This window comes from uncultured Halorubrum sp., from assembly GCF_937146585.1.
Taxonomy (GTDB): domain Archaea; phylum Halobacteriota; class Halobacteria; order Halobacteriales; family Haloferacaceae; genus Halorubrum; species Halorubrum miltondacostae.
The window spans coordinates 1-20204 of record NZ_CAKZRO010000052.1 but is presented as its reverse complement, the minus strand read 5'-3'; the positions used below and the strand labels follow the sequence as shown (position 1 = coordinate 20204).

The 20204-nt window shown below is 71.7% G+C and carries 17 protein-coding genes; 5 read left to right on the top strand and 12 right to left on the bottom strand.

The annotated features are described in order from the left end of the window. Positions 1–66 precede the first annotated feature (66 nt). Together Q0116_RS04695 and Q0116_RS04690 are read left to right on the top strand one after the other, a co-directional pair. Complete coding sequence (locus tag Q0116_RS04695) at positions 67–954, top strand: YkgJ family cysteine cluster protein (RefSeq protein WP_297885985.1); 888 nt, start codon at positions 67–69, stop codon at positions 952–954. Positions 955–1078: 124 nt separating this feature from the next. Continuing rightward, positions 1079–2866: an L-aspartate oxidase gene (locus tag Q0116_RS04690; RefSeq protein WP_297885983.1), complete on the top strand. Its 1788-nt coding sequence runs from the start codon at positions 1079–1081 to the stop codon at positions 2864–2866. Positions 2867–2918: 52 nt separating this feature from the next. On the opposite strand, the gene Q0116_RS04685 is transcribed toward Q0116_RS04690, so the two are convergent. The 7 genes from Q0116_RS04685 to larE all read right to left on the bottom strand — a co-directional run bounded on the left by Q0116_RS04685 (position 2919) and on the right by larE (position 8027). Further along, a complete protein-coding gene (locus Q0116_RS04685) occupies positions 2919–3209 on the bottom strand; it encodes a hypothetical protein (protein WP_297885982.1) in 291 nt (96 codons plus the stop codon). Continuing rightward, the gene (locus Q0116_RS04680) at positions 3206–3844 is read right to left on the bottom strand and encodes a GNAT family N-acetyltransferase (protein WP_297885980.1); all 639 of its coding nucleotides are present in this window, start codon (positions 3842–3844) and stop codon (positions 3206–3208) included. The genes Q0116_RS04685 and Q0116_RS04680 overlap by 4 nt, the downstream gene beginning before the upstream one ends. A 65-nt stretch (positions 3845–3909) precedes the next feature. Continuing rightward, positions 3910–5073: a Brp/Blh family beta-carotene 15,15'-dioxygenase gene (locus Q0116_RS04675; protein WP_297885978.1), complete on the bottom strand. Its 1164-nt coding sequence runs from the start codon at positions 5071–5073 to the stop codon at positions 3910–3912. Then, positions 5066–5896: a lycopene cyclase domain-containing protein gene (locus tag Q0116_RS04670; protein ID WP_297885976.1), complete on the bottom strand. Its 831-nt coding sequence runs from the start codon at positions 5894–5896 to the stop codon at positions 5066–5068. The genes Q0116_RS04675 and Q0116_RS04670 overlap by 8 nt, the downstream gene beginning before the upstream one ends. Positions 5897–6032: 136 nt before the next feature. After that, positions 6033–6683 carry a phosphoserine phosphatase SerB gene (serB, locus tag Q0116_RS04665; protein ID WP_297885975.1) on the bottom strand — a complete coding sequence of 217 codons (651 nt, stop codon included), beginning with the start codon at positions 6681–6683 and terminating at the stop codon, positions 6033–6035. 46 nt (positions 6684–6729) lie between these two features. Then, the gene (locus Q0116_RS04660; protein ID WP_297885974.1) at positions 6730–6933 is read right to left on the bottom strand and encodes a hypothetical protein; all 204 of its coding nucleotides are present in this window, start codon (positions 6931–6933) and stop codon (positions 6730–6732) included. Between the two features lie 110 nt (positions 6934–7043). Beyond that, positions 7044–8027, bottom strand: a complete 984-nt coding sequence (gene larE, locus Q0116_RS04655; protein WP_297885972.1) for an ATP-dependent sacrificial sulfur transferase LarE — start codon at positions 8025–8027, stop codon at positions 7044–7046. Positions 8028–8158: 131 nt separating this feature from the next. Here larE and Q0116_RS04650 point away from each other — a divergent pair, with 131 nt between their 5' ends. Then, positions 8159–10168 (top strand): helix-hairpin-helix domain-containing protein, encoded by a 2010-nt coding sequence (locus Q0116_RS04650; protein ID WP_297885971.1) that lies wholly within the window; start codon positions 8159–8161, stop codon positions 10166–10168. Between the two features lie 24 nt (positions 10169–10192). Here the strand turns inward: Q0116_RS04650 and Q0116_RS04645 are convergent, their stop codons facing one another. From Q0116_RS04645 to Q0116_RS04630, 4 genes are all read right to left on the bottom strand, one after another. Then, positions 10193–11050: a hypothetical protein gene (locus Q0116_RS04645; protein WP_297885969.1), complete on the bottom strand. Its 858-nt coding sequence runs from the start codon at positions 11048–11050 to the stop codon at positions 10193–10195. Between the two features lie 72 nt (positions 11051–11122). Further along, positions 11123–11503 carry a RidA family protein gene (locus Q0116_RS04640; protein ID WP_297885967.1) on the bottom strand — a complete coding sequence of 127 codons (381 nt, stop codon included), beginning with the start codon at positions 11501–11503 and terminating at the stop codon, positions 11123–11125. Positions 11504–11578: 75 nt separating this feature from the next. Next, on the bottom strand, positions 11579–14530 hold the full coding sequence (gene uvrA, locus Q0116_RS04635) for an excinuclease ABC subunit UvrA (RefSeq protein WP_297885966.1): 2952 nt from the start codon (positions 14528–14530) through the stop codon (positions 11579–11581). A 94-nt stretch (positions 14531–14624) separates the two neighbouring features. Then, positions 14625–16838 (bottom strand): twin-arginine translocase subunit TatC, encoded by a 2214-nt coding sequence (locus Q0116_RS04630; protein WP_297885964.1) that lies wholly within the window; start codon positions 16836–16838, stop codon positions 14625–14627. 157 nt (positions 16839–16995) lie between these two features. On the opposite strand from Q0116_RS04630, the gene Q0116_RS04625 reads away from it, so the two are divergent. Then, positions 16996–18165 (top strand): twin-arginine translocase subunit TatC, encoded by a 1170-nt coding sequence (locus Q0116_RS04625; RefSeq protein WP_297885962.1) that lies wholly within the window; start codon positions 16996–16998, stop codon positions 18163–18165. A 200-nt stretch (positions 18166–18365) separates the two neighbouring features. Then, positions 18366–19274 (top strand): EamA family transporter, encoded by a 909-nt coding sequence (locus tag Q0116_RS04620; protein ID WP_297885960.1) that lies wholly within the window; start codon positions 18366–18368, stop codon positions 19272–19274. A gap of 88 nt (positions 19275–19362) precedes the next feature. On the opposite strand, the gene argF is transcribed toward Q0116_RS04620, so the two are convergent. Further along, on the bottom strand, positions 19363–20204 hold an 842-nt coding region (gene argF, locus Q0116_RS04615), incomplete at its 5' end, for an ornithine carbamoyltransferase (RefSeq protein ID WP_297885958.1).

The following is a 20204-nucleotide window of genomic DNA, read 5'->3' as shown; positions in this document are numbered from 1 at the left end:
GCCGCCGGCCGCGCTCGCGCGCTCCCGCCGACCACTTATCACCGTGGAAGTCGCTAGCACGGTCGTATGGAACTCCGTTGTGAGGGCTGTGCCGGCTGCTGCGTCGACTGGCGGCCGCTCGACCCGGCGGCGGCCGACGGCGACCGCGCCGGACCGCGCCCCCCGCTCGACGACGTGTACGGCCTCGCGCCGCTCACCCGCGACGAGGTCGCTCGCTTCGTCGACGACGGGCTGGCCGACGCCCTCGTCCCGCGGCTGTTCGAGCCGGCCGAGCGCGACGACAGCGTCCGGGTCGACGGGGTCGACCTCGCCGCCGCCGACGGTCGCCCCGTCTTCGTCGTCGGCCTCCGGAAGCCGCCGAAGCCCGTCGCGCCGATCGGGACCGACGAGCCGCGCTGGCTCGACGCCTGCGCCTTCCTCGACCCGACGACGCTCCAGTGCCGGATCCACGGCTCGGACCGGTATCCCCGGACCTGCGCGACGTACCCCGGCCACAACCTCGAACTCGGCGCCGAGACCGAGTGCGAGCGCGTCGAGGCCGCCGGCGGCGGCGACCGGCTGCTCGACGACGATCCGCCCGCGGACCTCCCCGCGCCGGCGTTCGGGCCGCAGGCGCTCGGGGCGTCCGTGTTCGCGTACCCCGACCCCGAGGCCCTCGACGGCGTCGTCGCGCGGCTCCGCGACGACGCGGCCGACGCGGACGACCGCGCTCGGTTCCTCGGTGCCGCGGTCGGCTCCCGTCCGGGATCGCTGTCGGTGAACCGCGACCGGATGGCCGAGGCCCGAGCTCGCGCCCGCGACGCCGACTCGTGGGTCGGGGCGGCGATCCGCGAGTGGACCGACCGGGCCGGCGACGACGGGGACCGCGTCGACCGCGACGGCGACGAGCGCGACCGACTCGTCCGCGAGGTCGAAGACGACGCCGGCGCGCCCGGCACGCCCGGGTGGGACTGACGGGAGCGAGACGCCGGCGGTCCCCTTCCGCGGAGCGGCGCTCGAACCGACGCGTTTCGCCCTCGCGTGCGCGAGCGTGCGCACACGCGTGAGGCTTACCCGTGTGTGGATCGTATCTATCGTCATGGCCGAACGCACACCGGTCGACGACGAGCCGGTCGAGTACGCACGCGAGGACGTGTCCGTCCTCGTCGTCGGTGCCGGCGCGGCGGGCGCGCGCACCGCGATCGAACTCGCCGAGCGCGGCGTCGACGACGTGCTCGTCCTCGGGAAGCGCGGGCACGGCGACGCTCACACCACGTGGGCCCGCGGCGGGATCAACGGCGCGCTCGGGACCCACGACCCCGAGGACTCGCCCGCGATCCACGCGGCGGACACCCTCAACGAGGGCCACATGGTCAACGACCCCGCGAAGGTCGAGACCGTGACCGAACAGATGCCCGAGCGGCTCCGCGAGCTCGACGACTGGGGGATGGAGTACTCCCGGACCGACGACGGCGAGATCGACCAGCGCTTCTTCGGCGCGCAGTCGTTCCGCCGGACCGCCTTCGCGGGCGACCACACCGGCGAGTCGCTGTTGGACACGCTCGTCGACCGCGCACAGGAGCTGTCGGTCCCCTACCGCGAGAACGTGATGATAACGAAGCTGGTCTCCGACGGCGAGGCGGTCCACGGCGCGGTCGGCTTCGACATGGACGACGGCGAGTTCGTCCTGTTCAACGCGGGGACGGTCGTCCTCGCCGCCGGCGGCCACGCCGCCGTCTACGACCGCCACACCTCCCGCGACGACGAGAACAACGGCGACGGCGCGGCGCTGGCGTCCGACGCCGGGGCGTCGCTGATGGACATGGAGTTCATGCAGTTCCACCCGACCGGGATGGCCGTCGACGAGGACGACCCCGAGTGGGAGCCGTGGAGCGGCCGCCTCGTGACCGAGGCGGTCCGCGGCGAGGGCGGCCGCCTGTTCAACGCCGAGGGCGAGCGTTTCATGGAGCGCTACTCGCCCGACCAGATGGAGCTGGACGCCCGCGACGTGGTCGCGCGATCGATCGCGCGGGAGGTCGCCGAGGGGCGCGGCACGGAGAACGGCGGCGTCTACCTCGACATCTCCCACCGCGACGCCGAGTTCATCGAGGAGCGGCTCCCCCGGATGTACGAGCGGTTCGACGACCTCGGGGTGGACATGGCGGAAGAGCCCGTCGAGGTCGCGCCGACCTCCCACTACGGGATGGGCGGCGTCGCCGTCGACGATCACGGTGAAACCGACGTGGACGGCCTCTTCGCCATCGGCGAGACGATGGCGGGCGTCCACGGCGCGAACCGCCTCGGCGGCAACTCGCTGGCCGAGACCGTCGCGTACGGCGTCGTCGCCGGCGAGCGGATCGCCGACCGCGCTGACGGCCCGGGCGCGGTGCCCGACGCCCTCCGCGAGGGGCTCGTCGAACCGCACCTCCGCGACCTGCGCGCGATGGCGGACAACGACGGCGCCCACGACGTGGACGCGGTGCTCGCCGACCTGCGCGAGCTGATGTGGGAGCACGCGGGCATCCTCCGCGACGAGGCGTCGCTGCGCGAGGGGCTCGACCGCCTCGCCGACGTGCGCGACCGCGCGGCGGACATGCGCGTCGGCCCCGTCACCAGCGAGTCGTTCGAACTCGCGGTCGACGTCGGCTTCATGCTCGTCGCCGCCGAGGCGGTGCTCCGCGGCGCGCTCGAACGCGAGGAGTCGCGCGGCGCCCACTACCGCACCGACTTCCCCGACGTCGACCCCGACTGGCGGCGCAACGTCTACTTCGACGCGGCCGACGTCGGCGGCATGACGCTCCGCACCGAACCGGTCGACGAGCCGAGCGAGGCCGTTCAGGCCGCCCTCGACGAAGGCCACGAGCTGGACTACCACCAGCTGGAGTAGCGGCGTCGACGCCGGCGGGGACTCGCTCTATCCGCTCACCTACCCAGCCCGTTCACCCGCCCCGCTTCCGATACCAGACGCGCTCGCCGACCGGCGACTCGCCGTCGTCGATCGGGAGCCGGCTCACGAACAGGTCCCGCACGGCGAGCGTGAGCGTCAGCTCGACCGGCTCTCCGCGGTCCGCGTCCTCCGCTGGCTCGTCTCCCGCTTCACCCTCCGGCGCGACCGGTCGGACCGTCACGACGCAGTGGCCGTCGCGCTCGCCCATCGACTCGACGACGCCGACCGTCCACCGGTCGACGTGGTGCGACGGCTCCCGGGCGTGGACGCGGTCGTGGTTCATTTGCCCGCCTCGGCTGCGCCCGCACTTCCTCCCCCGTCGACGCGCCGCACGGCGAGCGCGCCCTCGCAGGTACACGTCTCCTCGCACTTCGGACACTCCGCCGCGGGGCGCTCGATCGGCTCGCGGTGGACCGTCTCGTAGCCGTGCGCGTCGAACAGCCGCTCCGGCGAGTCGTCGCCGCCGTGGTACCACGAGTCCGCGAGGAACAGGTCGACGCCCCGTTCCGCGCCGGTCTCGTGGAGCCGCCCGAGCAGCCGGCTCCCGAGCCCGCGACCGGTCGCGCCGTCCCGGACGTACCCCATCTCCAGGTGCCCGTACAGCGCCGCGGCGGGGAGCAGGTCGGGGTCGTCGAAGAAGTACATCTCCTCGGCCACGTCGGTCGGGTCGTCGAACTCGCGGAGCGCCATGACGCCGAGGATCGCGTCGTCGCCTTCGCCGTCCCCGTCGCTCTCGACTTCGGCCCCCTCGGCGCCGTCGCCCGCGTCCGCCTCGACCGCGACCAGCACGTGGTACGTCGGGTCGCCGATCCCGAGGTCGACGCCGTAGGAGCTCCCCTCGCTGAAGTGCGAGGTGATGAGCTCCTCCAGCGGCTCGGCGTCCGCCGGCCGGGGGTCGCGGATCGCGATATCGTCCATCTATCGGAGAGACGCCGCCGCCGACAAAGAACGGTGCGGTGTCGGCACCGCGCGTTCCGCTCGCCTCACGCGCCGGCGCCCGGCCGCCAGACGCCCTGCCGCCGGTCGAGCCACGCCACGACGACCACGTGGGGCAGCGTCATCGCGGCGATGGCGACCAGCGACACCGCCAGCAGGTCGCCGGGCGCCGCCACGCCGGCGGGCACCGAGACCCCGACCGCGGCGACCACGAGGAACCCGCCGAGCGTCAGCGGCGCGGCGTCCCGACCGAAGCGGGCGAGCGCGCCGACCGCGTCGCCGGCCGACGCCGCGCCCGCGGCCTCGGGGTCGACTAACACGAGCCGCCCGACGTGGCGGAGCGCGTGCCACAGCGCGAAGTACACCCCGATCGCGAACACCGGCGCGGCGAGCAGGAACCACGCCCACAGGACCGCGAGCTCGCCGACGTCGCGGTGCCAGCCGCCGGGGTCGCGCCCGTCTCGGACCCGGCGGTAGCCGAGGGCGACGGACGCCAGCGTCGCGGCCGCCATCCCGACGCCGACGCCGACCCGCACCGCGGGCGTGAACAGCGGATCCACCGCGGTCGCGGCCGCGCCCGCGTCGACGAGGAACAGCCCGACGATCCACTCGGCCACCAGCCGGTACTCCTCCGGGTGCGCGAGCAGGGGGACGCCCATCGGCAGGCCGCCTCGGACCGCGAGCGCCAGCCACCGCTCCGCCGACGACGGGAGGTGGTCGACGCCGGCGATGGCGAGCGTCGCCACGTCGCCCTGCCCCCAGTGGAGCCACGTGAGCGCGATGAAGCCGACGAACGCGGCGACGGGCGCGGCGAAGAACGCGGCGACGACCGCGCCGCCGAGCACCGCGTAGACGAGGGAGACGACGACGATCGACCGCCGGAGCGACACGTCCGGCGCGCCCCGGAGCGGGACTAGGTGGTCGACCGCGCCGTGCGCCATCCCGACGACGAGGGTGCCGAGCGCGAACGTCGCGACGCCGACTTCGACCGGAAACAGGGGGGTCACGGCCCCGATCGGCAACAGCGCGGCCAGCGCCACCGCCGGGCGGCGCGCGAACCAACGGTCGACGCGCTTTGCGGCGGCCGCGGACCCGACCCCCGGCTCCGCGGTTCCGGGCCCCCCTCGCGTGCCCGTCTCCTCGTCGGCGCCGCGCTCGCGGGCCGCTCCGCGGCGGGACTCGGTCGCGCCCGTCGACGACGTCTCAGTCATCGACCACGTCGGGGTCCGGGTCGGCCGGCGGCTCCGGGCCGGGCACGTCCCGCTCGGCGTCGCCGGACGGGGTGGGCTCCGCGACCTCGCCCCGGCCGTCGTTCCAGTCGAGTACCCACTCGAAGAGGACGAGCCCGTTGACCGTCATCACGCCGGCCGAGGCGAAGAAGAGCATCTCCTCGATCGGCAGCCCGAGGACCGCGATCCCGGTGGTGAACTCGGTCGAGAGCTGCCAGGTCCCCATCGCGATCGCGATCCGGTCCGCGACCCAGAAGTACGCGGCCGGGATCAGCGTCGCCGCGAGCCACATCCGCGGCGTGCGGACGAGGTACCCGCCGCCGACGGACCACTGGAGCGCGAACACGGGGCCGACCCACGCGATCAGTCCGCCGAGGTAGAGGTACGAGGGGTCGACGGTCGTGAGCCAGAGCCCCACGACGACCATCGCGATCCCCGCGACGACCCCGGCGATCCGGGGCCTCCGGTCGAAGTCTCCCTCGCGGAACGTCGGGTCGAACCCGATCAGGTGGAGCGCGAACGCGGTGACGACGGTCTGGATGGCGAAGAAGAGGTACTCGCCGAGGGGGATCGACAGCGCGCGGACGAGCACCGCGCCGTCGGCGTACCACCACGCCCCCCGCCGGATCATGTAGCTGATCCACGGCGTCGTGTAGACGTACGCGATGGCGACGAGGATCGCGATCCCGACCGTCGCGCGTCGCCGCCGGACGGCGTCGTACCGCGGCGCGAGGTACCACAGCAGGGCCAACACGGGGAGACTGAAGACGAGGTGGAACTGGAGATACGTCAGCGTCGGTAGCATCGGATCACCCCGGCGAGGACGCTCATGCCAATACGTTCGGTGCGTCGTTCATTAACCCTTGAGCCAAACATGGTCAGGTATCGAACGCTGTGGGCGGGGCCGGCCCGCCGCCGCGGTCGGGCGTCTCGGCGCGTCCTCACGCCGCGTCCGCGAGCACGCCGTGGGACTCCAACACCTTCCCGAGCCGGTACATCGAGGCGACGACCGAGTCGCAGACCGGTCGCACCGCGGACTTGGGGACGAAGCCAACGGCGAGCCCCGCGACCTCCAGCATCGGGAGGTCGTTCGCGCCGTCGCCGACCGCCACGGTCTCGGCCGTCGGGACCCCGACCTCCGCCGCGAGGTCGGCGAGCGCGTCGTCCTTCGTCCCCTCGATGAGCGGCCCCTCGGCCTCGCCGGCGAGCGCACCCTCGGCGTCGGTCGGGAGCCGGTTCGCGACGATCGTGTCGACGGAGACGCCCTCGCGGGCCAGCGCCGCCTCGACGCCGCGCTCGAACCCGCCCGTGAGCACGGCGACGTGGTGTCCCTCGTCGCGCAACCGTTCGATGAGGCGCGCGGCCCCGGGGCGGATCCGGACCGCGTCGAACGCGTCCTCGACGTCGGCCGCGGGGAGCCCCTCCAGCAGCGCCGCGCGCCGGTAGAGGCTCTCGGCGTAGCTGAGTTCGTCGTTCATCGCCCGCTCGGTGATCTCGGCCACCTCGTCGGCGACGCCCGCCCGCTCGGCGAGCAGGACCGTCATCTCGGAGTCGGAGAGCGTCCCGTCGAAGTCGAACGCGATGAGACTCATGGGACTCGTTCGTCGCGGCGGGGCCTTGAAGCGCGCGGTCGCCGGCTCACTCGCCGTCGGCGTCGGCGAGGAACTGGACGTCCCCGGCGATGACCGCGCTCGCGATGACTCCGACGCCGACCACGGTCGCCACTCCGAGGGTCGTCAGCGTCACCGACATGACGGAGTCGCCGACGGCGACGCCGACGAAGGCCCCGACGGCTCCGCCGACGCCGCCCGCGATCACCGCCAGCGTCTGCGCCTCGCGCATAGGTGTCGGTTGAATAACACGGGTTATAAGCGTTCCCGCCGGGTTCTCTCCGGTGATAACGCGGTGAGCGACCGTCGGCGTCCCGGCGTCGAGCGGGCGAGCGCCGCGACTCAGCGCGGGTACTGTCGCCCGATGTCGACCTCGTCGTCCAGCGACCGGCTCGCTCCGTCGTCGTCGTTCGCTCCGTCCGCGCCGCCCCCGTCGTCGCCGTCCGCGTTCCCTTCGCCGTCCGCGCTCTCCTCTCCGTCTCCTCCCGGGCTCACGCTGCCCGTCCGGTACCCCGCCATGTCGAGCGTGACGTACTCGAAGCCGAGGTCGGTGAGGTGCTCGTGGACGGCGTCGGCGAAGGCGGGGTCGAGCGCGCGCTCCAGCTCGTCGGGCGCGATCTCGACGCGCGCGAGGCCGTCGTGGTCGCGCACGCGGAACCCCTCGAACCCCCACTCGCGGAGGACCCGCTCGGCCTTCTCGACGCGGGTCAGGCGCTCCTCGGTCACCTCCAGCCCGGTCGGGATCCGCGAGGAGAGACACGCCATCGACGGCTTGTCGGCCACGGAGAGGCCGTACGACTCGGCGATCGCGCGGACCTCCTCCTTCGTTATTCCGGCGTCGAGCAGCGGGGAGAAGACGTCGAGCTCCTCGACCGCGCGGAGCCCGGGTCGGTGCCCCTCGCCGGGGTCGTCGGCGTTCGTCCCGTCGCAGACGGTGCCGATCCCCAGCTCCTTGGCCGTCTCGTACATCCGGCCGAGCCGCATCGTGCGGCAGTGGTAACACCGGTCGCCGTCGTTGGCGACGAAGTTCGGGTCGTCGAGCTCGGAGAACGTCACCGTCTCGTGGCGGACCCCGATCTCCGCGGCGACCCGTTTCGCGTCGTCGAGCTCCGCCGCCGGCAGCGTCTCGCTGCGGGCGGTACACGCCACGGCGTCGTCGCCGAGCGCGTCCGCCGCCAGCGCCGCCACCACCGCGGAGTCGACGCCGCCCGAGAACGCGATCACGACCCCGTCGCGCTCGCCGAGCGCCTCGCGGGCGCTCGCCGCCTTCGCCGCCGTCTCGGGGGCGAGCGACCCGTCTCCGACGGCACGCGCGTCCTGGCTCATGGCCGGCGTTCGCGGCGGGCGCGAAAAAGGGCGTCGCACCCGACACGCCTCCCCTCGCCCGGAGACGCGCGGCGCCGGACCGCGGGAGCGACCCGCACGCTTTAGACCGTCGCCGCGATACCCGCGAGTAGATGGAGCTGGAGGCGATCCCCGGCGTCGGTGCCAAGACGGCCGCGGCGCTGCGCGAGCTCGACGACCCGGCCGCGACCGTCGAGTCCGGCGACGTGGCCGCCATCGCCCGCGCGCCGGGCGTCAACGAGGCCCGCGCGGCCCGCATCGCCCGCGGGGCGATCCGCCGCCGCCACGGCGACGACGGGCGCGTGCTCGCCACCGACCGCGCCCGCGAGCTGTACCGCGAAGCGATCGACCTGCTGCGCGAGCGCACCGTCACCGACTACGCGGCGAAGCGCCTGGAGACGTTCTACCCCAGCGCGTCCGCCTCGCGGATCGAGGAGGCGCAGTCGTTCGCCGCCGCCGCGACGGCGCGCGACCCCGACCCGGCGGTCCGCGAGGCGCTCGCGGACTGCGCGCCCCTCGCCGACCCCCCGACCGTCCGCGTCCGCGACCGCTGCCTCGCCACCGCCGACGCGGAGACGCTCGCCCGCGCCGAGGCCGCGGTCCCCGAGCTCTCCGTCGAGACCGTCGAGGACGCCCGCGACGTCTCCGAGCTGGGCCGCTCGTACGCGTCCGTGATCGTCTTAGACGAGTCGTTCGCCGGCCTCGACGTGGAGGGAGACGTGAGCGTCCGCCCGGACGCGCTCGAAAACCCGGCCGAGACCGTCCCGGAGCGGCTGCTCGCGTTCTTCGCCGAGAACCGCGAGCGCCTGGAGGCGGCCGCGGCGGTCCACGAGGCGGCCGCGGCGGCCGGCGACCCGGTCTCCGAGGACGGGCCGCCCGTCGACTTGGACCGCCTCCGCGACGCCCTCTCGCGGCTCGACGACGACGGTACCATCGCCGGCGACGCGGAGCTCGACCGGCTGACCGCCGCCGTCGCCGACCTCGACGCCGCGGTGTCGACGGCCGCGTCCGTCGCCGACGACCGGCTGCGCGAGGCGATCCGCGAGCGCGACGTCACCATCGAGGGGACCGACTTCCTCTCCCTCGTCGAGCAGGGCGCGCGCGTGGACTCGCTGCTGGACCGCGAACTTGCCGACGAGTACGACGCGGCGGTCGACGCCGCCCGCGAGCACCTCGCCGACGCGCTCCGCTTGGAGCCCGAGGAGGCGGAGCTCGCCGAGCGCGTCTTCGGCGGCGACCCCTCCTTCCCGGTCGACCACGACGAGAGCGCCGTCTCGCGGCTCCGGACCGAACTCTCCGCGGCCCGCGACCGCCGCGCGGCGACGTTGAAGGCCGACCTCGCGAGCGACCTCGGGGACCTCCGCGAGCCGGTCGAGGAACTGGTCCGCGACGCCTTAGAGCTCGACGTCGAGCTCGCGGTCGCGCGGTTCGCGCGCGACTTCGACTGTACGCTGCCCGAGGTCGTCGGCCCGGGAGACGCGTCGTCGGGGTTCCGCATCGAGGGAGGCCGCTCTCCGCTGCTCGACGTCGACTTCGCGGCGGTCGAGTCGGTCGACTACGCCGTCTCCGGCGCGACGCTCCTGTCGGGGGTCAACTCCGGCGGGAAGACCTCCACGCTCGACCTGGTCGCCCTCGTCGTCGTCCTCGCGCAGATGGGGCTCCCCGTGCCCGCCGAGTCGGCCACGGTCGAGCGGTTCGAGGAGATCCACTACTACGCGAAGTCGCAGGGGACCCTCGACGCGGGCGCGTTCGAGGCGACGCTCCGCGACTTCGGCGATCTCGTCGACGGCGCCGACGGCCGGCTCGTCCTCGTCGACGAACTCGAATCCATCACCGAGCCGGGCGCCTCCGCGAAGATCATCGCGGGCATCTTGGAGGCGCTCGACGACCAGGACGCGACCGCCGTCTTCGTCTCGCACCTCGCCCGCGAGATCCGCGCCGCCGCCGACTTCGCGGTCGCCGTCGACGGCATCGAGGCCGCGGGGCTCGTCGACGGCGAACTCCGGGTGAACCGCTCGCCGAAGAAGGGGCACCTCGCGCGGTCGACGCCGGAGCTCATCGTCGAGAAGCTCGCGGACGACCGCGGCGGCGAGTTCTACGGCGACCTGTTGGAGAAGTTCTGAGCGGCGGTTCGTCGACGGCGCGTCTCAGAGCCACACGAGCCGCCACTCGCCGTCAGCGGTCGCGACGAGCCACTCCAGTTCGAACTCGTCGCCGTCGTCGTCGGCGACCGTCACCGAGACGACCGCGTTCTCCGCGGCGATCGCTTCGATCGCCTCGTCGCTCGCCGCCCCGCCGAAGAAGTCCGAGACGCCCCGGACGCGCTCGGCGTCCACGTCCTCGGCGACGACCTCCGCCTCGACGAGCCGCTGGCGCCGCGCCCCGTCGAAGAGCCCCGGCACGTCCGCCGCGATCTCGCCCAGCGGGGAGGCGGGGTGCGCGAGCGCCTCGACGTCGGCCGCGAACGCCTCGGCGTCGTCGGCCTCGCCCGCCCGCCGGTAGTACTCCCTGACGACCGCCATCGGCCCCTCCGGCGCTCCGGGCCACACGAGCCGCCACTCGCCGTCGGCGGTCGCGACGAGCCAGCGGAACTCGGCCTCCCCGCCCTCGCCGTCGACGACGGTCGCCGAGACGACCGCGTTCTCCGACGCGATCGACTCGACTTCCTCGTCCGTCAGCGAGGCCGCGAGGAACCCCGAAATCGACCGGATCTCGTCGGCGGAGAGGTCCTCGGCGACGACCGCGGCGTCCGAGAGCTCCTGCCTGACGGCCGCGTCGAACGCCATCGGGACGTCTTCGGCGACCCGTAACAGCGGCGAGGCGGGGTGCGCGAGCGCAGTCACGTCGTCCGCGAACGCCTCGCTGTCCTCGCTCGCGCTCGCCCGTCGGTAGTACTCCTCGACGACCGCCGCGGGGTCGCCCGAGTCGTCGGCGATGGAGGAGCGTCCGGCCGCGAGCGCGAGGACCGTTGCGCCGCCCGCAGAGAGGAACGACCGTCGTTCCATGGGCGTTCAACGAGCATCGTTGAATAAAAAGCGTTTTCCCAATTTCCTCCCGAAACGGCCCAAAGACGCCGCTCAGTCGTTGTCGAGCTCCGCCGTGACCGTGATCTCGACGTCGAGCGGCGCGGGGAGCCGAGACACCTCGACGCAGGTCCTGGCCGGATACGGCTCCGAGAGGAACGACCGGTACGCCTCGTTTACCGCGCCGTAGTCGTCCATGTCGGTGAGGTAGACGGTCGCCGACACGATCGCGTCCGGGGTCGTCCCGGCCGCCTCTAGGATCGCGGCGACGTTCTCGAGCGTCTGCGTCGTCTGCTCGGCCACCGACTCGGGGGCCTCGCCGGTGTCGGGGTCCACGCCCGTCTTCCCGGAGACGTGGACCGTGTCGCCGGAGACGATCCCCTGTGAGTACGGGCCGAGCGCCTCGGGTACGTCGTCGGTCGTGATCTCTCGCATGGTCGGAGCGACGACGCGCCGCGGCATCAAAATGCGGGTCGCGGGGGTCGGCCCCGTCTCGATCCTCGCTTCGCCTCAGTCGTCGTCGGCGACCGCGGGCTTCCGGCGGTCGTCGCGCGGCCCCTCCAGGTCCACGTCCGGGAGCATGTCTCGGAGGTAGCGCCCGGTGTGGGACGCCTCCTCGCGGGCGATCGCCTCGGGCGTCCCGCTGGCGACGAGCTCGCCGCCGCCGTCGCCGCCCTCGGGGCCGAGGTCGATCACGTGGTCGGCGTTCTTCACGAGGTCGAGCTCGTGCTCGATGACGACCACGGTGTTGCCGGCGTCGACGAGCCGATGGAGCACGTCGATCAGCTTGCGCTCGTCCTCCTTGTGGAGCCCCGTCGTCGGCTCGTCGAAGAGGTATAGCGTGTCGCCGGTCGCGCGCTTCCCGAGCTCCTCGGCGAGCTTGACGCGCTGCGCCTCGCCGCCCGAGAGCGTGGTGGAGGGCTGGCCGAGTTCCATGTAGCCGAGCCCGACGTCCTTCAGCAGCTTCAGGCGGCGCTCGAGCCCGCGGTGGCTCTCGAAGAACTCGTGGGCCTCCGCGACGCTCATGTCGAGCACGTCGGCGATGGTCTTCCCCTTGTACTCCACGTCGAGCGTCTCGTCGTTGTAGCGCGCGCCGCCGCACTCCTCGCAGGGGACGTACACGTCGGAGAGGAAGTTCATCTCGATCTTGACCGTCCCCTGCCCGCCGCACTCCTCGCAGCGGCCGCCCTTCACGTTGAACGAGAAGCGCCCCTTCTCGTAGCCGCGGCGCTTCGAGAGCTTCGTCTCCGCGAACAGCTCGCGGACGTGGTCGAACACGTCCGTGTACGTCGCGGGGTTCGAGCGCGGCGTCCGGCCGATCGGCGACTGGTCGATGAGCCGCACCGTCTCGACCCCGTCGAGGCCCTCGATCGCGTCGTGCTCGCCGGGGTCGACCGAGGTGTTGTCGTTCATCTCTCGGGCGAGCCCCTTGTAGAGGATGTCGTTGACGAGCGTCGACTTGCCGGAGCCGGAGACGCCCGTCACCGTCGTCAGCGTGCCGAGCGGGATCGGCACGTCGAGGTCCTTCAGGTTGTGCTGGCGGGCGCCCGTCACCACGAGCTCGCCGTCGGCGTCGCGGCGCTCGTCGGGCACCGGGATCGCCTTCCGCCCGGCGAGGTAGTCGGCGGTCACCGACTCCTCGGCGTCGACCACGTCGTCGAAGTCGCCCTGCGCGACGATCTCGCCGCCGCGCTTGCCCGGCCCGGGCCCCATGTCGATGATCTCGTCGGCGCGCCGCATCGTCTCCTCGTCGTGCTCGACGACGAGCAGGGTGTTGCCGAGGTCGCGCAGGCCCTCCAGCGTGTTGAGCAGGCGGTCGTTGTCGCGCTGGTGGAGGCCGATGGAGGGCTCGTCCAAGACGTAAAGCACGCCGACGAGCCCGGAGCCGACCTGCGTCGCGAGCCGGATGCGCTGGCTCTCGCCGCCGGAGAGGGTCGACGCCTCGCGGTCGAGCGTGAGGTACTCTAAGCCGACCTCCTCCATGAAGCCGAGCCGCGCGCGGATCTCCTTTAAGATCTCCTCGGCGATGGTCGTCTCGCGCTCGTTCAGCTCCGATTCCATCCCCTCGAAGTGCTCGCGGGCGTCGGCGATCGACAGCTCGTTCACCTCGGTGATCGACGTGCCGGCGACGAGGACGTGCCGCGACTGCTCCTTGAGGCGCGTCCCCTCGCACTCGGGGCAGGTGGTGACGGCCATGTACTCCTCGATGTGGTCGCGGGCGCGCTCGGAGTCGGTCTCGACGTGGCGGCGCTCCAGGTTCGGGATCACGCCCTCGAAGCGCTCCGTCTTCTCGCGCGTGCCGTTCTTCGTCGTCCACTCGAAGTGGACCATCCGGTCGGTGCCGTAGAGGAACTGTCGCCGGATCTCCTCGTCTAACTCCTCGAAGGGGGTGTCGAGGTCGACGCCGAAGTGGTCCGCGACGTTGTCGAGCTGGCGGGAGTAGTAGGTGCGGTCGTAGCTCCACGGCTCGAACACGTGTTTCAGGGGTTTCGAGGGGTCCTCGACGACGAGGTCCTCGTCGACCTCCTTCGTCGAGCCGATCCCCTCGCACTCGGGGCAGGCGCCGTACGGGCTGTTGAACGAGAACGAGCGCGTCTCGATCGCGGAGAACTGGACGTCGGAGTTGGGGTTGCCGAGCTCCTCGGAGAACTCTAAGACGAGGCGGTCGTCGCCGTCGGCGTCGGCCGCGAGCGACCCCGTCGAGCGCGCGTTCGAGGCGAACGGCACGTCCTCCGGCGGGTCTGGGACGATCAGCTTGAGGACGCCGTCGGCCTCCTCGAGGGCGGTCTCGACGGAGTCCGTGATCCGCGACCGCGCGTCCGGCGACACGCGGACCCGGTCGACGATCACGTCGATCGTGTGGTCGTAGTTCTCGTCGAGGTCGGGGTCGTCGAGGGTGAGGTCGACCGGCTCGCCGTCGACCTCGACGCGACTGTACCCGTCGCTCACCAGCTCCTCGAACAGGTCCTCGAAGGCGCCCTTCTGGTCGCGGACGACGGGGGCCGCCACCTTCGCGCGGGTGTCTTCCGGGAGGTCGAGGATCTGGTTCACCATGTCCTGGGCGGACTGCTCGCCGACCTCCTCGCCCGTGACGGGGTCGTACTGCGTGCCGATCCGGGCGTACAGCAGCCGGAGGTAGTCGTGGAGCTCGGTGACGGTCCCCACCGTCGACCGGGGGTTGTTCGCGGCGTTCTTCTGGTCGATGGAGATGGCCGGCGAGAGCCCCTCCACGGACTCCACCTGCGGTTTGTCCATCTGTCCGAGGAAGTTGCGCGCGTACGCCGACAGCGACTCGATGTAGCGGCGCTGCCCCTCGGCGTAGACGGTGTCGAACGCCAGCGACGACTTCCCCGACCCGGAGAGCCCGGTGACGACGGTGAACTCCTCCCGCGGGATCCGGACGTCGAGGTCCGCGAGGTTGTGTTCCTCGGCGCCGCGGACCTCGATGTACTCCTTACTCATTTCACTCCTCCGTTGCGGGCGCGCGCGGGAATAGTCGTCGGTCGCGGGGGCCGCGAGGGGCCGTTCCCGCCGTCGGCCGCGTCGAGCGCGGGACTCACTCCCCGATGAACTCCGCTGGCGGCGAGAGGTCCCGCCGACCCCCGAAGGTGACGAGGAAGAGGACGCCGACCCCCACGCCGTACGCTAACATCAGCGGCACCGTCGCGAGGAACATCGTGATCACGTCCGCGGGGGTGAACACGGCCGCGACGAGCATGATCCCGATCGTCACCTCCCGCCAGCGGGCCCGGAACACGTGGTACGGGACGCCGGCGTTGTTCAACAGGACCATGGCGATGGGGATGTCCGCGAGGAACCCGATCCCGATCGTCGTGTAGATGACGAGCCAGAGGAAGTCGCTCACCTGGTAGGTGATGATCATGTCGGCGAGGCGCGCGTCGGTGACGAGCCACCCGATGAGGCCGGGCGCGATGTACGCGTAGCCGAGCGCGAAGCCGCCGATCATGCCGGCGCCGAGCGCGCCCGCCCACAGGTACACCTGGTAGATCCGGCCGGCGACGAAGCCGCGCTCGCGGAGCGCGGGCCACGCGTAGTAGAGGGCGACGGGGAACGCGGCGAAGATCCCGAGCATCACCGAGAACTTCACCATGAAGATCAGCGCCTCGACCGGGTGGAGGGTGATGATGTTGATCCCGCCCTCGATCTCCGCGGGCACGCGCCGCTCGAGGTCGCCGCGGACGGTGCCGAGGCCGCCGAGGTACAGCCACGTGAACGCGGCCGCCATCACGGCCCCGAAGACGGCGACGATCCGGAACGACCGCGAGCGCAGCGAGTCGAAGATGAACTTGAGGTCCTTGTAGTAGCCGCCGATGTCGTCTTCGGCCTCCTCCTCGTTGCCGTCGGTGAGCTCGGCCAGGAACGTCGAGCTCGCCCGCGATCCCCGGTTCTGGACGTTTTCGACGAGCCCGCCGTCGCCGGCGTCGCCGTCGTCCGAACCGTCGGCGTCGCCGTCACCGCCTCCGTCACCGTCGTTCTCCGCCGTCGCCTCGTCGAAGCGGTCGAGGATCGCCTGCGCCTTCTCCGGGTCGTCGTCGTCCATCGCGGCCTGTGCCAGCGCGAGCGACTCGTCCTCCTCCATCTCGGCGAACGCGTCCGCGGGGGCCGCCCGGACACCCGCGGCGTCGAGCTCGCCCACGTCGATCGCGGTCGGGTCGCCGTACTGGTAGCCCGCGCTCGTGGTGTCGAGGTCGGTGTACACCGCCCACAGCGTCGCGACGGCGGCGAACGCGAGCGCCCACAGGACGGCGTAGACGCCGAGCGCGGTCGTCGGGTCGACGCCGAGCCCGGCACCGGGTTCGAGGAAGCGTCGGGTGCTGCCCGCGAGCCGCAGGAGGTCGTTGACCGCGGTCCGGCCGCCGTACTCGTAGAAGGCGTACACGAGCCCGCCGCCGAGGACGACCGCGCCCCCGACGACGTTCCAGTGGTCGCGGACCGCGCCGAGCACGTCGATCCGGTCGGAGCTCCGCTTGGCCGTGACGACGAGCTTCGCGAGGTAGAGGCTGAAGCCGTACAGCGCCACCAGCGGGAACGCCCACAGCAACTGGGTGAACGGGTCCGGCGGCGAGAAGACGGCCCCGAAGACGAAGATGGCGACGACCGCGTAGCGCCACTTGTCGCGGAACGTCTCGTACGGGACGATCTCGGCGTACGAGAGCCCGGTGATGATCATCGGCATCTGTCCGGCGAGGCCGAACGACAGCGAGAGGAAGACGATGAACTCCGTCCACATCACGATCCCGTACGTCGGCTGGATGTCGGCCTCGAGGCCGAACTCGGCGAGGAAGCCGAACATCAGCGGGAAGAAGGCGAACACGCCGTAGGAGACGCCCGCCGTGAAGAGGCCGGCCGAGAGCAGCCCGAGGAGCGCGATCTTCCAGCGCGCGATCGGCGACTGCGGCCACATCCCCCGCCGCCGCAGCTCGTCGCGGGTGACGTAGATCAGCGGCGGGATCGCGGTGATCGCGCCCACGATCAGCCCGATCTTCGCCTGGAGGAGGATCACCTCGAACGGCGTCGTCGCGATGATGTCCGCCTCCTCCGCGACCGCCGCGCTCATGTTGGACTCGGTCACCTCCCGGAGCCGGTCCCAGATGTACGTCCGGAGCGCCCAGAACGTCGCGAGGAAGCCGATGAGGAAGACGACGAACACCTTCTGGAGGTCCTTCTGGACCGACCGAAGGAACGCCTTCGCCGTCTCGCGGCCCTCCGCGATCGACTGCTGAGTGTCTTCGTCGAGGGCGCTCGCCATACGGAGGGCGAGGGCCGTCGCCGTTATCAACCTTTTCGACCGCGGGCGCTCACGCGCGCCCCGCCCGCCGGCCGATTCGGCGAGCGGGGTCGAACGGAGCCGCGCGGCGGCGCTATCCGAAAAGGTTGATAACCGCCCGGTCGCGAAGGGAAACTGAATGGACGACTCGGACCGGTCGCGCGACGACGACTCCGCCGCCGCTGACGGGTCGACCGACGAGGGCGAACCCGAGAGCGACGGCGCCGTCGAAGGCGGGTCCGAGACCGACGCGTCCGCCGACGGAGCCCCCGAGCCGGCCGATACGGACTCGGACGCCGACGAGCCGGACGCGGCTGCGGACCCGGATCCGGACCCCGACGAGGGGCTCGAACCGGACGAGGTCGTGGCCGCCGAGGACGCCGCGCGCGCCGAGGCGGTCGGCGACGACGCGGACGGTGAGGATGCGGACGACGACGCGGCCGCCGCCGGCGCAGACGACGCCACGGCCGCGTCGCTGAGATACGACACCGAGACCGCCGGCGACGGCGGCACGCCGGCGACGGCCGCGGAGACGCCGCCCGCGGACGCCGCGACGGCGGTCGACGACGAGCCCTTCGAGGGCGTCGAGGGGCCGGAGACGGACGAGGAAATGCCGCTGGCCGCGCACATCGAGGAGATGATGCGCCGGCTCGCGGTCGTCTTCCTCATCGGCGGGCTCGCTACCCTCGTCGTCGTCACCGAGTCGACGGAGCTGATCAACTACTTCTGGAGCTACCACATCCCCGCGCCGCTGGAGAACCGACCGCGGCTGTACGGCCCCCTCGAACTCCCGCTCACCCAGCTGAAGGTGGCCGGGCTCGCGGGCGTCGTGGTCGGGCTCCCGGCGTTCGTCTACGAGACGTACCGGTTCATGCGCCCGGGGCTCTACCAGACCGAGCGGCGCTACTACCTCGCGGCGGTCCCGACCAGCCTGATCCTCGGCGGGATCGGCATCGCGTTCGCGCACTTCCTCGTGCTGCCCGCGATCTTCTCGTATTTCACCACCTACACCTCCGACGCCGCGACGATCGCCTTCGGGCTCGCGGAGACGTTCAACCTGATCGTCATCATGCTCGCGTTCATGGCGATCGTCTTCCAGATCCCGCTTTTCATCATGCTCGCGATCATGATGAACCTCGTCACCCGGCAGTGGCTGGAGGCGAAGCGGCTGATCTTCTGGGGGTCGTTCCTCGGGATCGCCTTCCTGTTCAGCCCCGACCCGACCGGGATGGCGCCGATCATCGTGACGCTCACCATGATCGCCCTCTTCGAGGGGACGCTGGCGATACTGCGCTGGACCGGAAACTAGGCTCTCCTCCGCGATCGAACGTTCCGTCGATTGCCATGTTCCATGTTGTGTGGCGTCACATGTCGTCAATATTTTATATTCTTGCGAACGCTCACCCAAAGTATGGCGATCAGAAGGAGAGCAAAATTGTGTCCGTTTGATTGGGAATTTGGACCTTCACGCGAGAAAATACGCAGTCACGGCGAGAACGCATTCCGGACGTGATATTCGAGCTCGTTTCGCTGGTGGGACTGAGCCTCGCGGTACTCGCCGCCGTCCTCTTGGCCGTCCAAAACCTCCTGATTCGGGTGGCCACCGACGGCGGTGATGTCGGTGACGCCGTCGTCGTCATGATGGGTGTCAACCTCCTGCTCGTCGTTCCGGTGGCCGTCGTCCGCCACCATCCGGCGTACGGCCTGTCGCCGGTCGCCGTTGGAGCGTTCGCCGCGGCGGGGATCACCGGCCTCGTCCTCGGGCGCCTCTGCCTGTTCGCCGGGATCGAGACGATCGGCGCGAGCCGAACGACGCCGATACTCTCGGCCTCGACGCTGGTCGCCGCGGTCTTGGCCGTGCTGCTGTTCAGCGAATCGCTCACGCCGCCTCACGTCGTCGGGATCGCGCTCATCGTCGCGGGGATCGCCGTTATCTCGTGGGTGACCGCTGCCGACTCCCGGTCGACCGCCTCGCCGCGGAGCGTCGGCGTGTCGCTGCTGTTCCCGATCGCCGCCGCGGCGTTCACCGGTATCGAACCGATCCTCGTCCGGATCGGGCTCGACGCCGGAACGCCGATCCTCGCCGGCCTCGCGGTGATGATGACCACGGCGTTCGCCGGTTACACGGGATACCGTCGGCTTCGCAGAATCCCTTTTCCCACGCTCGTCAGGAACCCGCACGCGCGGTGGTACGTCGGTGCGGGGGTAGCGAGCACGGTCGGACTGCTCGCGTACTTCGGCGCCCTCGCGTCCGCCCCGGTGGTGATCGTGGTCCCGATCACGCACACCGCACCGCTGATCGTTATCGCCCTGTCGGCCCTATTCCTACCTAACCACCTCGAGCGAGTCACCTGGCCGCTGGTTGCCGCCGCGTTCGTCGTGGTCGTGGGTGCGTCGCTCGTCACGCTCTCCGGGTGAGCGTCCGTGCCGAGTTTCGGGCGTCCGCGATCGCGCCGCGACCGATCTCTCGGTCGCGATCGGGGCCCAGCCGACCGCCGTTTTCGTCTCACTCCCCGCCGAGCAGTTCGACCAGCAGCGCGTTCTGCGCGTGCATCCGGTTCTCCGCCTGGTCCCAGACGAGGGCCCGGTCGGATTCGAGCACGTCGTCCGTGATCTCCTCGCCGCGGTGCGCGGGCAGGCAGTGCATCACCTTCGCGCCGGTGTCCGCGAGCAGGTCGGCGTTCACCTGGAACCCGTCGAAGGCGGCGAGCTTCTCGTCGCGCTCGTCCTCCTGCCCCATCGAGATCCACACGTCGGTGTAGACGACGTCGGCGCCCTCGATAGCGGTCGCCGGGTCCGTCGTCGGCGCCACGTCCGCGCCGAACTCGGCGGCGCGCTCGAACACGTCGGGGTCCATCCCGTAGCCGGCGGGCGTGGCCACCTCCACGTCGACGCCGGCCATCGCCGCGCCGACGACGAACGACTGCCCGACGTTGTTGCCGTCGCCGACCCACGCGACCGCGGCGTCCTCGCCGACCGTCTCGCGGATGGTGAGGAGGTCGGCGAGCGTCTGGCACGGGTGCGCCTCGTCGGTGAGCCCGTTGATCACGGGGCAGTCGGCGTACTCGGCGAGCACCTCGACGTCCGCGTGGTCGAACAGGCGCGCCATCACGCCGTCGACGTACCGGCCGAGGACGCGCGCGGTGTCCTTCAGGGGCTCGCCGTGGCCCAACTGGATGTCGTCGGGACCGAGGAACATCGCGTGGCCGCCCAGCCGCGTCATGCCCGTCTCGAACGAGACCCGGGTGCGCGTCGAGGGCTTCTCGAAGATCATCCCCAGCGTCGCGTCCCCGAGTCGGGGGTCGGTCTCGCCCGCCTTCATCGCGGCGGCGCGGTCGAGCAGGGCGT